Raw genomic sequence first — 15,020 nt, 5'->3', positions numbered from 1 at the left:
CTAATACCTTCATGTGGTTAAGTTTAGTTCTGCATTTGTTGGCAAACTAGGTATTTTAAAGATTGTTAGAGCGTAATTTCTAGGTGCTCTTGTCCTATTCAGGTAGGTTAGTTGAATAAGGAAAACAACAAAAGGAAGCACAGAAACGCGTGCTTTCTTTTGTTGTTTTCCTACATTAAGGCTCTACTTCCGGTTCCAAAAGATGATGAAGCATCCTAGGGTCATTTAAGAACTGTTTCATAATTTGAAAATGATTGGTATCTTCCAGTTTTTTTCGAATATATAAGTCAAATAACCTTAAATTTTTAGGAAGTGGGTGGGATTCATAAGCCAAAACTTTGCTTTCTCTATAGATCAAAAAATAGAAAAAAGTATAATCGACCTACTACGGAGCGAGGGTTATATTTTTGCTGAGGTAGAAACACAGTTACTTATCTCACATGCTGGAAGTATCGATGATTTAATGAAAATGGTAGAAATACGAGCTAGTGGTGTACCACTTGAATACGTCCTTGGGTTTACAAAGTTTTGTGGGTTGCGGATAGAGGTAGAACGGGGAGTTTTTGTACCACGTAAACGTACGGAGTTTCTGGTTCAGCAGGCAGTAGCATTGACCCAAAATGGTGATATTGTTGTTGATTTATGTTGTGGGTCTGGTGCAGTTGGTGCTGCAATAGCAACTGACTTGAATAGGATTGTATTACACTCCGTTGACATTGATCCAATCGCAGTAAAATGTTCTTCCCGCAATATAACTAACCTTGCTGGTCACGTTTATCAAGGAAACTTGTATGATGCATTACCCCATACATTAAGAGGTCGTGTGAACATAATTGTAGCAAATGCACCTTATGTTCCTACGGATGCAATACATCTACTTCCCCAAGAAGCACGCTTATATGAACCAAAAGTGGCACTTGACGGTGGAAAGGACGGACTAGACCTTCAGCGAAAAGTAGCGGAAGAGGCTCCTAAGTGGCTTGCTTCTGGAGGGCATCTATTAGTAGAAACGAGTAAAATGCAGGCTGCTCAAACCTTTGAAATCTTTGCTAATGCTGGATTAACTACCAAAATAGTAAGAAATGAAGAATTGGATGCAACAGTTGTTATTGGAAAAAATTAAAACAAAAAGCATCGCAATTACGGTGCAAAATTTAACTGCATTTCACTTTACATATTTAGCTGTAAATTCACTTTTGGCGATAGGTAACGGAACCCGTTTTAAAGAGAGTATTAATTCTTTTAGAAGGTAGACGTCTTTGGACATATTAAAGGATTTCGTTGTTTTGGACTAAATAATAATATTATGTAAACTGGAGTATGGGGTCAGACCGCCAACGTGCTAACGATTTAGTGCACTGAGGGTCTGACCCCGTTTTCCTCATCCATTAAGAAATTTGCAAAAAGAAGACATATTAATGAAACGCGAACGGGTTAAGTCTGTCACTCCCAGAAACATTGCATGGATGGAGCGCTATGGGGAAGCCTTTGGAGCCACACCAACAAAGCTGCCAAGTCACATCCAAACAAGAAAAATAGAAGAAACCTTTGATGTGTATGAAAATCGAGTGATACTTTATCAACTAAATGAACTTGAATCTTTATTGAAAACATACAGAACCGTACATGATTTGGAAATCCAAAGGAAGGCTGATCAATTTCTAGATTGGATTAGTCTTTGGAAAAGAAGTAAATTTCTTCAACAGATTAAATCTCATTCAGGGCCGGTAAAAATTACTCAAGTATTCCGTAAGCATCCCGTATATCGTCTTTGGTATCAATGGTTTTATTCACTTTATCAATATAAAACCATTACATTCGATTTACAACAAAGACTTAGTTTAAAAGATACTTATTTGTTGTATGAAATGTGGTGCTTCATGCAGATTATTAGAACCTTACGTGAAATAGGATTGCTAGAAGATACAGTAGAGTTATTCACCAAAAAGGATGAATATTATTTTTTACGATTAGCGGAGAACAAAGAAAGTTTGGTTAGACTCAAAAACGGTGCAAAACTTATTTACCAAAAAATGATTCAAATAAATACATATCCTTATTATTCGTACACCCAGAGAATGATCCCTGATATTGTTATTGAATATCAAGAGCATTTGTATGTCATGGATCCAAAATATCGAATTCCTGCGAATCTACCTATGGCATTAGGGGAGATGCATAAATACCGTGATGGAATTGTAGCAAAAGAAAATGATTCAAAGGTAGTAAAGGAAGTTTATATTTTGACACCGACGGAATGTTATTTAGCATCTGATAAAGATTTTTATGATGATCGATTTCATAAGAGATATAAAATGGGAGCGTATTGTTTTTCACCCGGAGATAATTCAGATGTATTCAAGAAATGGATTCAACATCTATTCATTTAGTGAACTAGATTTTTGTTATTGCCATCTCTTGTATAACTATGTTAATATAATTTAGAAAATTCCTTTAAATTTGGTCCAGAGAGGCCAAAAAGGACGAACGGACATATATACCTTGATTGGATATATGATACCCTTCTGTCCTTTGGATGGAAGGGTATTTTATTTTTGTCCGACTATCTTTTAAATCATAGTCCAGTGAGGCTTGGAAGGAGAATGTAAGAAATGAATTATCAGAAAAAAACTGTGGTAGCATCAGTAGCAGGTTTGACATTGGAAGGGATGGACATCATGTTTCTATCCTTTGCGATGTCGATGATCATCGCCGAATTTCATCTCGATATGGCGACAGGGGGGCTTATTTCCTCGATTACGAACTTAGGCATGCTCTTTGGGGGAATTCTTTTCGGTATATTAGCCGATAAGTTTGGCAGAGTTAAAGTTTTTACGTATTCGATTTTATTGTTTGCCATCGGGACAGCGTTAACTGGAATGGCAGCAAATATAGAACAGGTCTACATATTTCGCTTTATTGCCGGTATAGGAGCAGGCGGTGAGTACGGTATTGGGGTAACGCTTGTGGCTGAAGCTTGGCCAAAGAACAAACAAGGACGCGCCTCTTCTTATGTAAGTATTGGAGCTCAATTTGGTGTGATTCTAGCAGCACTTCTAAGTGCGATGATTCTTCCAGCTTGGGGCTGGCGTGGATTGTTCTTCGTCGGAATTATTCCGGTTCTATTCGCCTTCATGGTACGAAAAAATTTAAACGAATCCCCTGAATGGCTGGCATCTAAAATAGAAAAAAAGCAAGCGTCAAAACGGGGGAGCGTAAAAGAATTGTTTGCAACCCCAAGAACTGTTTTAACCACCATCGCCCTAGCCGTCATGGCAACTGTACAAATTGCAGGCTATAATGGCTTGATGATTTGGCTTCCATCGATGCTGCAGCAGTCACAAGGGCTTTCGGTTTCCGGTTCGGCTCTTTGGACAATTAGTACGGCTATTGGTATGATTGCCGGGATGCTAACATTTGGTCAAGTGATGGACCGACTTGGCATGAAGAAAGCCTATGGATTGTTCCTGATTGCTTCTGCGGTGGCAGTATTCTTTTACTCTTTTGCAACGGGTGCAACTGGGGTATTGATTGGCGGGGCGATCGTTGGATTTTTCTCAAATGGAATGTTTGCTGGATATGGAGCATTAATTAGTTATTTCTACCCGGTAGAAATCCGCAGTACAGCAACTAATACCATTTTCAATTTTGGTAGGGCACTAGGGGGATTATCTCCGATTCTAGTAGGATTTATTCTACAGCATGCCAATGTTACCATGGCAATGATCTATCTGGCCGTTCTATATTGTATTTCGTTTATAGCTCTGATTAGTTTAGGAAATGGTCATGCAGCTCGCAAACAGAATGCACTCCATACATTATCTAAAGCGATCTAACAAAATGACAAAAAAATGTCAGGTAAGACGGATGAATGGTCAAAGGGGAAATGATCTTGAAAAAATATCAAACTTTACTTTTCGATGTAGACGATACGTTATTAGACTTTGCTGCAGCTGAAGCGTTAGCCTTGAATCTGTTGTTTGAAAGTCAGAATATCTCGCCAACGAAGGAAATGGAAGAAAGTTATAAAATAATAAATCAAAGACTGTGGAGTTTGTTTGAAGAAGGAAAAATATCCCGAGACGAAGTGATTAATACACGTTTTTCCCTTTTATTTAAGGAAATGGATCAACTGGTGGACGGTGTTTTATTAGAAAAGAACTATCGGGGCTATTTAGAAGAAGGCCACCAATTAATCAATGGTGCGTTTGAATTGGTTTCAGCACTACAGAACCATTATGAACTATATATTGTCACAAATGGTGTTTCAAAAACACAGGATAGAAGATTGCGTGATTCCGGTCTTCTCCCGTTATTCAAGGAGATCTTTGTCTCAGAAGATACAGGTTTCCAAAAACCGATGAAGGGATTTTTTGATCATGTCTTTGATCGAATTCCTAATTTTTCACCAGGACAAGCTCTAATCATTGGGGATTCTCTCAGTTCTGATATCAAAGGCGGACAGATTGCTGGGCTTGATACTTGTTGGTTCAACCCGAATGCCAAATCAAATAACACGGGTATTCTTCCTACCTATGAAATTCATGATCTGAATGAGCTTTATACAATTTTAAACTTTGAACAAAGATAATGGATAACATCAATAGCCGTCATGTGGTTTTTCACATGACGGCCTTTTTTATTGTGCTAATGGGGCAGGTTTGTTAAAGAAGGAAATTTCTCTTAGTTCTAGAATATAGATGATAAATAAGACAAAATCTTACTCTCTCTTTAGATAGTAAAATGAAAAATTGTATAATCGATAGACTTCAGAAAGTGGGTTGCATTTTTGCTGAAGAAGAAACACAGTTACTCATCTCACAGGCTGGAAGTATCGAGGATTTAATGAAAATCGTAGAAATATGAGCTAGTGGCGTACCACTTGAATATGTCCTTGGGTAGGATATTAGTCTTTTATCATTTTCCGACAGAAGACTCCCTCTTCAATCGTGTGCAGGGCGGAGCCCAACGATAAGGGGGAGATGAATGTCGGTTGGCGATAGCCAAAACACCTCCTCGTATGATAAAATAAGAACGTACATTCGCGTTAAGGGAAGTGGGTACAATGATTGTTAATAAGTCCTATAAGTTTCGTATCTTTCCAAATAAAAAACAAATTGAACTCACCAATAAAACGATTGGTTGTGTGAGATTCACATTCAATTTCTTTCTAAGTAAGCAGAAAGACAAGGACACTTATTGGTATATCGTTGAAGAAATGGTGCAAAACGGTCAACTCCCCGCGAACAATTGGAAAGGAAAATGCTTGAACAAATATGAAACCGTAAAAGCAATTCCAGAATTAAAGAAACAATATTCCTTTTTGAAAGAAGTGGATAGTATTGCTTTGCAGAAATCGGTTGAAAATTTGGCTGATTCTTTCGAACGATACTACAAAAAACAAAATAAGTATCCGCGTTTTAAATCGAAGAAGAATCCTGTGCAATCCTACACAACAAAGCATACGAACGGAAATATGGCTATTGAAGGTAACTATATTAAGCTGCCTAAGCTTGGATTAGTTCGTTTTGCAAAAAGTCGTGAAGTCCATGGCAAGATATTGAATGCTACCATTCGACGCAATCCTTCGGGCAAATACTTTGTTTCGATAGGAACAGAGGTTGAAGTTACCGAATTGCCTAAAACAGAATCGGCTATCGGGATTGATATCGGACTCAAAGATTTCGCTATTCTTTCAGATGGAACGACTTACTCCAATCCAAAGTTTTTCCGCACCTTAGAAGAAAAGTTAGCTAAACTACAACGAATCATGAGCAGACGAACCGTTGGCGGTACTAACTGGTATAAAGCCAAACGGAAAGTTGCCTGCATTCATGAGAAAATTACAAATGCAAGAAATGATTACTTGCACAAAATCTCCACTTATATTGTCAAAAACCACGACGTTATCGGAATGGAAGATTTGTCAGTATCAAATATGTTAAAAAATCATAACCTGGCCAAAGCCATTAGTGAAGTATCATGGTCTGAGTTCAAAACCATAATGGAATACAAGGCAAAATGGTATGGAAAACAAGTTGTGACAGTTGCAAAAAATTTTCCATCTAGCCAGCTTTGCTCATGTTGTGGCTACCAAAACAAAGACGTTAAAAATCTTGGCTTGCGTGAATGGGAATGTCCAAAATGCCATACCCATCACCAAAGGGATATTAACGCGGGACAAAATCTTAAAAATGAAGCGTTAAGACTTCTAACCGTCGGTGCGACGGGGATCGCCTAATCAATAACTAGCGGATACGCTGGTGTTCTTAGGAATCTCCCCCTTCAATCAGACCGCTAGGTCGATAAGGGGTGAGTAGTTCAAGGTAAGATTATAGAATAAGATATGATAAGTTATGGAGGGAATAAGTTGAAAGTCATCGATTTTAGAAAGAACAGTATGAAACTATTATAGGAGAGTCCTAAAATGAAAAAGAAAATGAACTATTTAATCTTACTTTTAACATTCATCTTTATGGTTGGTTGTACCAACGTAGAAGATCCATCCAATACAGATGTAGAAACAGATTCACAAGAAGTAACCGTTGATGAACCAGTAGTAGAGGAACCGCCAACCCAACCAAATAATGAACTGTTTTCAGGATACAAACTTATTGAAGTTGATGGTGGTGATTTGTCTGGATATCGTGAACCTAAAGTCGTCGTTGACATTGGATATGGGGGCCGTGAATATTGGGCATTTACTAATGAATACGGGCAACTAGTACGTGTCATTGCTGACGAAATCATTCTACAAGATGACAGTAACGAACCTGTATTGTCGACCGGCAGATACTATTCTGATGAGGCAAAGGTGCCTGGCGTCGAAAGTGACGCTTTAGATGAAGGACATATAATTGCTGATTCTCTCGGAGGGGTATCGAATGCTTATAATATTACCCCACAAGATAGTACTCTCAACCGACACGGTGATCAAGCTTATATGGAAGACGTGATCCGTAGTGCTGGTGGAGCTACTAATTTTGAAGCAATTATCACATATCCGAATACGGGAACGCAGATTCCTTCAAGTTATCAGTATACCTATACTTTAATGGGGAACAAGATTGTTGATACTTTTGACAATATGAACCCTGATGAAGTAAACTCCTCACTCGGTTTAACAGGCAGTGAGCCTTCTAATTCAACTAGTTCAAACACAAACGATGATATTTCTCGAGTTGATACAAACGGTAATGGACAGGTGACGATTAAAGAAGCAAAAGCAGCAGGTTTCAGTATGCCAATAACGAGTGAACATTGGTTATACCCCTATATGCGCGATAATGATCATGACGGTATGGTAGGTGAGTAATCCTCTAGAACTTTGAGGCAAAATAATTGAACGGAAGAACATTTTCCACGATGGAGGATTTATAACATTCTGCAAGTGGGTGTCTGTACTGTGAAGAAATGTTTTATTGACAAATGAGGCTAATAAGTAATACTATATACTAGTAGTCAGTAACACTGAATATTAGTAACACAGAATACCTATGTTATAGAGTACTGAAATAAATATAAGTAAAATATAAATGGAGGTAAAAAAGTGGAAAATATCACGGAAATGCTGAAAGGGGTGCTTGAGGGGTGTGTGCTTGAAATCATTAGCCGTGGCGAAACTTACGGCTATGAAATCACGCAACAGCTGCGAGAACTTGGCTTCGCTGATGTGGTTGAAGGGACAGTCTATACGATTACCATGAGGCTTGAGAAAAACAATCTGGTGGACATCGAGAAAAAGCCATCCACTATGGGACCACCGAGAAAATTTTACACACTCAACGCAGCAGGTCAAGAGCAACTTGAGATTTTTTGGAAAAAATGGGATTTCATCTCAAGTAAAATTAACGAACTTAAAACTAAAATAAAATTAAAAGGAGAAGTCATATGAGTATTTTTGAAAAAATTATCGGAAGTCTAGATGACAAGCGGGAATGGAAGGCGATGGAGGCGCGTGCGAAGGCACTTCCAAGTGAGTATCGCAATGCTTACAAAGCTATCCAAAAATATTTGTGGACTGCTGGTGGTGGTCCCACCCACTGGAAGGACAGCAGTCGTATCTTTGGAGGCATTCTCGAACTCTTCGAGGAAGGTGCAGCGGAAGGAAAGAAAGTCACTGACCTTACGGGCGAGGACGTGGCTGCTTTCTGCGATGACCTAGTGAAGGATGAGCAAACTTGGAAGGATAAGTATCGCAAGAAGTTGAACGATACGATTGGTCGTGGCTAACGGTGAAAGCCTAGTGGATATTCGTCAAGCATCGACACTAACGCCGCAAACCTTCAATGGGGACTACGTGGCTTCCTTCTTGACGAACTAGTGGCAAACGCTAAAACCTATATCTAAAAGTATCGTAAAGATTTGGATCAGAGTATTATGAAGCGTTTGGGAAAAAAGTAAATATAATAGATCATTCCTACTGAATAGCTGGTTACAAATGTAATGTGTCACCTTCACTATTCAGTTATATTTTTAACTCGGTAGTGAGTAATACAGAATATCAGTCAGACTGAGTAGTGAAGTATAGGCTATCTAGCGCTTGTTGCGCTATTTATAAGGAGGAAAAAAGTATGAGCTATGCATCGATTTATGTAAAAGGGTTAAAAAAATCCTTTAAAGATAAGGAAGTCTTAATGGGGTTGGATTTCGAGGTGCGGCGTGGTGAAATATTCGCACTTCTGGGTTCAAATGGTGCGGGCAAGACGACGACGGTCAACATCCTTTCGACGTTGATGAAGTACGATGGTGGCGAAGCATGTATTTGCGGCTTTGACGTCCAGCGTCAACCGGATCATGTTCGTCAGAGCATCAGCCTGACAGGGCAGTTCTCGGCTTTAGACGGTATGCTCACCGGAAGGGAAAATCTGATGATGATCGCGAAGTTGCGGGGAGTTTCCAATCCCGCTCAAGTCGTCGACAATCTGCTTGCAAGATTCAGCCTGACCGATGCGGGAAACCGCCGGGCGGACCAATTTTCTGGCGGGATGAAACGCCGGCTTGACATCGCCATGAGCCTTATCGGGACACCAGCAGTCATTTTTCTCGACGAACTGACGACAGGGCTTGACCCCGAAGCACGGTTTGAAGTCTGGAATACCGTCAAGGAGCTTGCCGGCGGCGGAACGACCATCTTGCTGACGACCCAATATTTGGAGGAAGCCGAACAACTGGCGGACCGTATCGCCATCCTGCATGGCGGAAAAATCATCACGACTGGTACCCTTACCGAACTGAAAGAGATGTTTCCGCCAGCGAAAGTGGAGTACATCGAGAAACAGCCGACATTGGAGGAAATTTTCCTCGCAATCATCGGCAAAAAGGAGGAGATATAAATGAAAAGCAAAACAGGTGTATTACTAGGGCGTTTACTGCGCAACATCATGCGCAGCCCTGATACGATTATCACGGTGGCGATTACGCCAATTATGATGCTGCTACTGTTTGTCTACGTATTTGGCGGCGCCATAGAAACAGGTACTGAAAACTACGTCAATTATCTATTACCGGGAATCTTGCTGATGGCTGTTCTCTCCGGCGTCGCTTACACCTCCGTACGGCTGTTTACGGATGTAAAGAGCGGGCTGATGGCGCGTTTCATTACCATGCCCATCAAGCGCTCATCGCTATTATGGGCTCACGTGTTGACCTGACTTGTTTCGAATGCGCTAACTATCGTGGTTGTTATCATTGTCGCATTTTTGATGGGCTTCCGATCAAGCGCTGATATCCTGGATTGGCTCGCGGTAGGGGGAATACTTGGACTGTTTACGCTGGCACTGACATGGCTTGCGGTAATTCCCGGATTGACAGCGGGGTCTATGGAGGGTGCGACAGCCTACTCGTACCCGCTGATTTTCCTGCCGTTTATCAGTTCTGCTTTTGTCCCTACCGAAACCATGCCCAAAATTGTCCGTGCGTTTGCTGAGAACCAGCCTGTGACTTCAATCGTGAATGCGATACGTGCCCTCTTATATGAAGGGTCTGTTGGCAATGATATCTGGATTGCGCTTGCCTGGTGCGTCGGCATCATGGTCATCGCTTACTTCTTCGCCAGTAATGCATTTAAACACCAGTTAAGGTAAGTACACCATCGGTTCGATGTCACGTAAAAACCAGTAACTCCATTAGGAAGTTTCATCCTTTGTTCACACCCATAAATTAGTTTAGATTAAGGATAAATGTATCATTTTTCCTATAGAGAAAAATAAACATTGGAGCTTTTAAATGAATTTAGTTTTCGTTAAAATTCAACCGTCGTCAAAAGGAAGCACAGGGGAAGCGTGCTTCCTTTTGTTTTTTCCCTGTTAGAACATATTTATAATTCCAGAAGATGATGAAGCATCCTTTTAGGATCATTTAAAAACTGTTTCATGATCTGAAAATGGTTGGTTTCTTCCAGTTTCTTCTCTTCTATTCCATCGTCGCTCAATTCATATATAAGTGAGTTTGGATACGACATAATGATGGGTGAATGGGTTGCGATAATGAGTTGGGAGTGTTGATTCACTAGGTCATGGATTCTCGTAACCATAGACATCTGCCGTAGGGGAGAAAGAGCCGCTTCAGGTTCATCAAGGATATAAATTCCATTCCCTCCAAAACGATGAACAAAGGTGGAGAAAAAGGCCTCACCATGCGATTGTTCATGAAGGGATTGTCCGCCAAAAGAGTTGATAATCTTCGGCCCACCACCGCCCTGATCCAATTCCTCAATATTCGAAGCTACATTATAAAAACTTTCCGCACGTAAGAAGAAACCGTCTCTTGGCTTATCAATCCCTTTGATCAATTGGAGATAGTTTGTTAATTCTGAGTGGGAATCAAACGTGGAAAAGTTAAAATTAAAGGATCCACCCTCTGGATTAAATCCTAATGAAACGGCGATCGCCTCCAATAAGGTAGATTTCCCCATTCCGTTTTCACCAATCAGGTAGGTAACCTTGGGATGAAAGGGAAGCTGATTTAGATTCCTTATACTAGGAAGATTAAATGGATACTTAGTAAATCCAGGTACATCCTCTCGCTTTAAAACTACACTTCTTAAATAAGGGGAATTTATCACCTTAACTCACCTACCTAACTTTTTTACCATCATTCTATCATACGAAAGTGAAGGATAACCCACTCAAAGATCTGTATTGGAAAAATAACTATGGACTTTTTTTGCAACGAATTAGAACACCTATTCTATAGAAAACTTATATATTAATTTAGAAGGTGAAAACTTATTGGTATTCGATAAACATTTTCAAAATGAAAGTACATACTAAATTCATAATAATTTGAAAAGTTTTACTAGTTGAACATTTCTAGAAGGTATTGTATTTGTTAGTGTATAAAATTACAATGAGTTACATAATAATACACTTTACCTCGATAAAATAGTAGAGTAATAAAGCGTAAAATGGAGGAATCATATCATGAAGAAAGTCATCCAAATATTTATCATTTTAGCCGTAGCTCTTATGGCAACTGCCTGTGGTACTCAGCCTCACCTACCTGAGCAATCAAAGAGTGAGCAAAGTAAAAAAGTAACGGAGGGTAATACCTTTGAAAATATAAAAAAGCAAGGCGTTCTTAAAATTGCCGTAGATGATACATTCCCACCAATGGAATACCGTAATGAACAAAACAAGTTAGTAGGATTTGACATCGATCTAGCAAACGTCCTATCAAAAGAACTTGGAGTGAAAGTAGAATTTATCCCAACGGCATGGGATGGAATTTTACCAGGGCTAGACGCTAAACGATATGACATGATTATGTCATCCATGAATATTACAGACGAAAGAAAGAAAATAGTTGATTTTGTAGAGTATATGAAATTAGGACAAGTGGTTGCAGTAAAATCAGGAAATCCTCAAAAGATTCAATCGAAAGAAGATCTTTCTGGGAAAATTGTCGGTGTTCAATTAGGTTCAACTAGTGAAAGTGCAGCGAAAGAGATTAAGGGAGTTAAAGAATTAAAGACTTACATTGGTTATACAGATGTATTTAATGACTTAGGTCTTGGCCGTTTACAGGGAGTTATTGTCGCAGAAGCCGTTGGCCGTTACTACAAAACGACTAAACCTGATGCTTTCGATGTGGTAGGCGGAACATTCCAAAGTCTTCCAGTAGGAATTGCTATACGTAAAGGTGATCACGAGCTTGAAGCGGCATTACAAAAAGCAATCGCAACGGTGAAGGATAACGGAACCTACGCCGAAGTGAGTAAGAAATGGTTCGGAACAGACAAATCTAAAGAATAACAAGGTTACGGATAAATCGGAACACGGATTTATCCGTCTTATTTTTTACTATTAGGTTTTTTTTAAAGGAGAGAGAGAAATGAAGGACTTTTTTTCATTTGCAATAACTTATCTTCCCTACTTATTACAGGGGGCTTTGATCACTATTGAAATAGCTGTAATTGGGATAGCAGCAGGAAGTATGATAGGATTACTAATCGGCCTCGGCCGTGTTTCTAACACTAAACTATTTTCACAGATTAGCAGGTTTTATATTTGGGTGATCCGAGGAACACCTCTTTTAGTGCAATTATTCACCATTCATTTCGCAATCCCTTCCGTCTTTCCTGTATTAACGATGCCGCCTTTTGTTTCCGCCTGCATCGCATTGTCCCTTAATGCAGCTGCCTATATTGCGGAAATTGCCAGGGGCGCCATTCAGTCGATGGATAAGGGACAAATGGAAGCCGCAAGGTCTCTTGGTTTAAGTTATGGGCAATCGATGAGACGGGTGATTATCCCACAAGCGTTTCGCCGTATGCTGCCTCCGCTAGGAAATGAATTTATTGCCTTAATTAAAGAATCCTCTCTCGTATCAACGATCGCTTTATACGATTTACTTAGAACGGGTCAGCAAATCATAAGTAGTACGTACCGTTATATGGAAATCTTTTTCCTAGTTGGTTTAATTTATTTAGTGCTAACTACAATCATGACATTTATCGTTGGAAAAGTGGAGAAAAAGGTAGGTGCTTATGAATGATAACATGCAAAAATGTGATGAAAACCTTTGGTGATTTAGAAGTTTTAAAAGGTATCGATTTACAGGTCTCGCAAGGTGAAGTGGTGGTTATCATTGGACCAAGCGGTTCAGGGAAAAGTACCTTCCTTCGTTGTATGAATCATTTAGAATCTATGGATGGCGGGAGTATTTCAATTAATGGGAAAATGGTAGAAAACAAAGAGCCTGCGCTGAATAAACTTCGTCAAGAAATTGGAATGGTTTTTCAGCAGTTTAATCTTTTTCCACATAGGACTGTTATGGAAAACATTATAGAAGCTCCTGTTTTATTGAAAAAAATGTCCAAAGCGGAAGCAAAGATAAAAGGAATCGAGCTCCTTAAAAAAGTGGGGCTTGAAGCAAAAGCGGACGAATATCCAAACCGTTTATCTGGAGGCCAAAAGCAGCGTGTAGCGATTGCACGGGCATTAGCGATGGAACCAATGGTCATGCTATTCGATGAACCTACTTCTGCACTGGATCCAGAACTTGTCGGGGAAGTGCTTTCGGTTATGAAACAGCTGGCAAAAGAAGGGATGACCATGGTCGTTGTTACCCATGAAATGGGTTTTGCAAAAGAAGTAGCAGACCGGGTGATCTTTATGGATGGCGGAAATATTATTGATCAAGGGATTCCAGACGAGATTTTTGTCAATCCAAAGCATAACCGGACGAAAGAATTTTTAGGGCATATTAGATGATAGGAGGAGCCCCTATGATGAAAGAATCAATGTCAGAAATAATCTTAATGATAGAGGATAAAGTAGAAAAATGGTTTCCTAAATTAGTGGAAATAAGAAGAAATCTTCATATGTATCCTGAAATTAGTAATCAAGAATTTAAAACAACCGAAAAAATAAACGGATGGTTACATGAATTTGGGATTCAACAAATACCACTTAGCTTAGCGACTGGGACCGCTGCAGAAGTAAAGGGAATCAAACAGGGACCAACTGTTGCCATACGAGCGGATATTGATGCTCTCCCGATTCAAGAAGAAGCAGATGTTCCATTTCGTTCGAAAATTGATGGGGTCAGTCATATGTGCGGTCATGATGTTCATACAACCATTGCACTTGGGGCAGCGATGATTTTAGAAGAAATGAAAGATCTTGTCCCTGGGAATGTTCGAATCTTATTCCAGCCAGCTGAAGAATTTGAAGGCGGCGCAGAATCGATGATTCAGCAAGGATTATTAGAAGGGGTAAGTTCCATTATCGGTCTACATAATGTTCCTGACCTTCCAGTTGGTCAGATTGGTGTGAAGGAAGGATTTTTAATGGCTAGTGTGGATGACTTTACCCTAACCATTAAAGGGAAGGGTGGACATGCTGCGCTTCCAGAGAAAACGATTGATCCGATCGTCATTGGCAGTGCCGTTGTGAGTCAGCTGCAAACATTGGTCAGCCGTACGATTTCATCTAAAGAATCGGCAGTTGTCACCATTGGTTCCTTCCAAGCAGGCATGACAAATAATGTCATTCCGGATAAGGCAATTCTTAAAGGAACGGTCAGAACTTCCAACGAACAAGTGCGAAAGAAAATAGATGAAGTATTTACACAACTAGTTACAAATACCGTGGCAGCCCTTGGTGGGGAAGTAGAGATTCAGTATGAACATTTGCTGCCTGCTATCTATAATGATGCCAAGATAGCAGAAATTGTTCAGTCTGCAGCTGAGACCATCGTTGGAAAAGAAAATACGGTACGGGCAGAACCAACCATGGGTGGGGAGGACTTTTCTTTTTACCAAAAAGAAGTACCTGGCTGCTATGTGTGGCTTGGTTCAGGGAATCAAGAAAAAGGGATTAAATATGGGTGGCATCACCCGAAATTTATGGTGGATGAAGATGCCATTAAGATTGGAGTTAAATTAATGGTGGTATCTGCGCTTAAATTATTGGAGAGATAAACCGTTAACTTTGGCAGAATGATCACATTTTCGCCGCCCATAAAAACATAAAGATGAGGAATCCTGCTTTTATTCGGAAGGAAACAGCAGGATT

14 protein-coding genes and 1 pseudogene are annotated in these 15,020 nt (G+C 39.9%); 14 read left to right on the top strand and 1 reads right to left on the bottom strand.

Going from position 1 to position 15,020, the window contains the following annotated elements:
- Positions 1 to 349 precede the first annotated feature (349 nt).
- The 10 genes and pseudogenes from RCG22_RS03920 to RCG22_RS03875 all read left to right on the top strand — a co-directional run bounded on the left by RCG22_RS03920 (position 350) and on the right by RCG22_RS03875 (position 10,085).
- Entirely contained in the window at positions 350 to 1,123 is a 774-nt protein-coding gene (locus RCG22_RS03920; RefSeq protein ID WP_308107082.1) for a putative protein N(5)-glutamine methyltransferase, read from the top strand.
- A gap of 274 nt (positions 1,124 to 1,397) precedes the next feature.
- The gene (locus RCG22_RS03915; protein WP_308105816.1) at positions 1,398 to 2,390 is read left to right on the top strand and encodes a DUF2357 domain-containing protein; all 993 of its coding nucleotides are present in this window, start codon (positions 1,398 to 1,400) and stop codon (positions 2,388 to 2,390) included.
- Positions 2,391 to 2,612: 222 nt separating this feature from the next.
- On the top strand, positions 2,613 to 3,836 hold the full coding sequence (locus RCG22_RS03910) for an MFS transporter (protein ID WP_308105815.1): 1,224 nt from the start codon (positions 2,613 to 2,615) through the stop codon (positions 3,834 to 3,836).
- 56 nt (positions 3,837 to 3,892) lie between these two features.
- The gene (locus tag RCG22_RS03905; RefSeq protein ID WP_308105814.1) at positions 3,893 to 4,591 is read left to right on the top strand and encodes a YjjG family noncanonical pyrimidine nucleotidase; all 699 of its coding nucleotides are present in this window, start codon (positions 3,893 to 3,895) and stop codon (positions 4,589 to 4,591) included.
- A gap of 474 nt (positions 4,592 to 5,065) precedes the next feature.
- Positions 5,066 to 6,241 (top strand): IS200/IS605 family element RNA-guided endonuclease TnpB, encoded by a 1,176-nt coding sequence (tnpB, locus tag RCG22_RS03900; protein ID WP_308105813.1) that lies wholly within the window; start codon positions 5,066 to 5,068, stop codon positions 6,239 to 6,241.
- A gap of 186 nt (positions 6,242 to 6,427) precedes the next feature.
- Positions 6,428 to 7,315 carry a DNA/RNA non-specific endonuclease gene (locus RCG22_RS03895; protein ID WP_308105812.1) on the top strand — a complete coding sequence of 296 codons (888 nt, stop codon included), beginning with the start codon at positions 6,428 to 6,430 and terminating at the stop codon, positions 7,313 to 7,315.
- A gap of 234 nt (positions 7,316 to 7,549) precedes the next feature.
- On the top strand, positions 7,550 to 7,894 hold the full coding sequence (locus tag RCG22_RS03890; RefSeq protein WP_308105811.1) for a PadR family transcriptional regulator: 345 nt from the start codon (positions 7,550 to 7,552) through the stop codon (positions 7,892 to 7,894).
- A complete protein-coding gene (locus RCG22_RS03885) occupies positions 7,891 to 8,232 on the top strand; it encodes a DUF1048 domain-containing protein (RefSeq protein ID WP_308105810.1) in 342 nt (113 codons plus the stop codon). The genes RCG22_RS03890 and RCG22_RS03885 overlap by 4 nt, the downstream gene beginning before the upstream one ends.
- Before the next feature lie 341 nt (positions 8,233 to 8,573).
- Positions 8,574 to 9,335 (top strand): ABC transporter ATP-binding protein, encoded by a 762-nt coding sequence (locus RCG22_RS03880; RefSeq protein ID WP_308105809.1) that lies wholly within the window; start codon positions 8,574 to 8,576, stop codon positions 9,333 to 9,335.
- Positions 9,336 to 10,085 (top strand): annotated as a pseudogene (locus RCG22_RS03875) (ABC transporter permease). It begins immediately after the preceding gene.
- A gap of 233 nt (positions 10,086 to 10,318) precedes the next feature.
- Here RCG22_RS03875 and RCG22_RS03870 read toward each other — a convergent pair.
- The gene (locus RCG22_RS03870; protein ID WP_308105808.1) at positions 10,319 to 11,065 is read right to left on the bottom strand and encodes an AAA family ATPase; all 747 of its coding nucleotides are present in this window, start codon (positions 11,063 to 11,065) and stop codon (positions 10,319 to 10,321) included.
- A 358-nt stretch (positions 11,066 to 11,423) separates the two neighbouring features.
- Here RCG22_RS03870 and RCG22_RS03865 point away from each other — a divergent pair, with 358 nt between their 5' ends.
- From RCG22_RS03865 to RCG22_RS03850, 4 genes are all read left to right on the top strand, one after another.
- The gene (locus RCG22_RS03865) at positions 11,424 to 12,254 is read left to right on the top strand and encodes a substrate-binding periplasmic protein (RefSeq protein ID WP_308105807.1); all 831 of its coding nucleotides are present in this window, start codon (positions 11,424 to 11,426) and stop codon (positions 12,252 to 12,254) included.
- A 79-nt stretch (positions 12,255 to 12,333) separates the two neighbouring features.
- On the top strand, positions 12,334 to 12,996 hold the full coding sequence (locus RCG22_RS03860; RefSeq protein ID WP_308105806.1) for an amino acid ABC transporter permease: 663 nt from the start codon (positions 12,334 to 12,336) through the stop codon (positions 12,994 to 12,996).
- Entirely contained in the window at positions 12,993 to 13,715 is a 723-nt protein-coding gene (locus RCG22_RS03855) for an amino acid ABC transporter ATP-binding protein (RefSeq protein WP_308105805.1), read from the top strand. Before RCG22_RS03860 ends, RCG22_RS03855 begins: the two co-directional genes overlap by 4 nt.
- A gap of 14 nt (positions 13,716 to 13,729) precedes the next feature.
- A complete protein-coding gene (locus RCG22_RS03850) occupies positions 13,730 to 14,926 on the top strand; it encodes a M20 metallopeptidase family protein (RefSeq protein ID WP_308105804.1) in 1,197 nt (398 codons plus the stop codon).
- Positions 14,927 to 15,020: the final 94 nt, after the last annotated feature.

It is taken from the genome of Neobacillus nitrireducens (assembly GCF_030915405.1).
In the GTDB taxonomy this organism is placed as follows: Bacteria; Bacillota; Bacilli; order Bacillales; family Cytobacillaceae; genus Neobacillus.
Note: the sequence above shows the minus strand (reverse complement) of the source record. Positions and strands in the feature narration are given on the sequence as shown.

Bases quoted from the DNA above. Each gene is read 5' to 3' on its own strand.
- RCG22_RS03865 (WP_308105807.1), top strand. From the start codon at position 11,424: ATGAAGAAAGTCATCCAAATATTTATCATTTTAGCCGTAGCTCTTATG.
- RCG22_RS03880 (WP_308105809.1), top strand. From the start codon at position 8,574: ATGAGCTATGCATCGATTTATGTAAAAGGGTTAAAAAAATCCTTTAAA.
- RCG22_RS03860 (WP_308105806.1), top strand. From the start codon at position 12,334: ATGAAGGACTTTTTTTCATTTGCAATAACTTATCTTCCCTACTTATTA.
- RCG22_RS03895 (WP_308105812.1), top strand. From the start codon at position 6,428: ATGAAAAAGAAAATGAACTATTTAATCTTACTTTTAACATTCATCTTT.
- tnpB (WP_308105813.1), top strand. From the start codon at position 5,066: ATGATTGTTAATAAGTCCTATAAGTTTCGTATCTTTCCAAATAAAAAA.
- RCG22_RS03855 (WP_308105805.1), top strand. From the start codon at position 12,993: ATGATAACATGCAAAAATGTGATGAAAACCTTTGGTGATTTAGAAGTT.
- RCG22_RS03885 (WP_308105810.1), top strand. From the start codon at position 7,891: ATGAGTATTTTTGAAAAAATTATCGGAAGTCTAGATGACAAGCGGGAA.
- RCG22_RS03910 (WP_308105815.1), top strand. From the start codon at position 2,613: ATGAATTATCAGAAAAAAACTGTGGTAGCATCAGTAGCAGGTTTGACA.
- RCG22_RS03850 (WP_308105804.1), top strand. From the start codon at position 13,730: ATGATGAAAGAATCAATGTCAGAAATAATCTTAATGATAGAGGATAAA.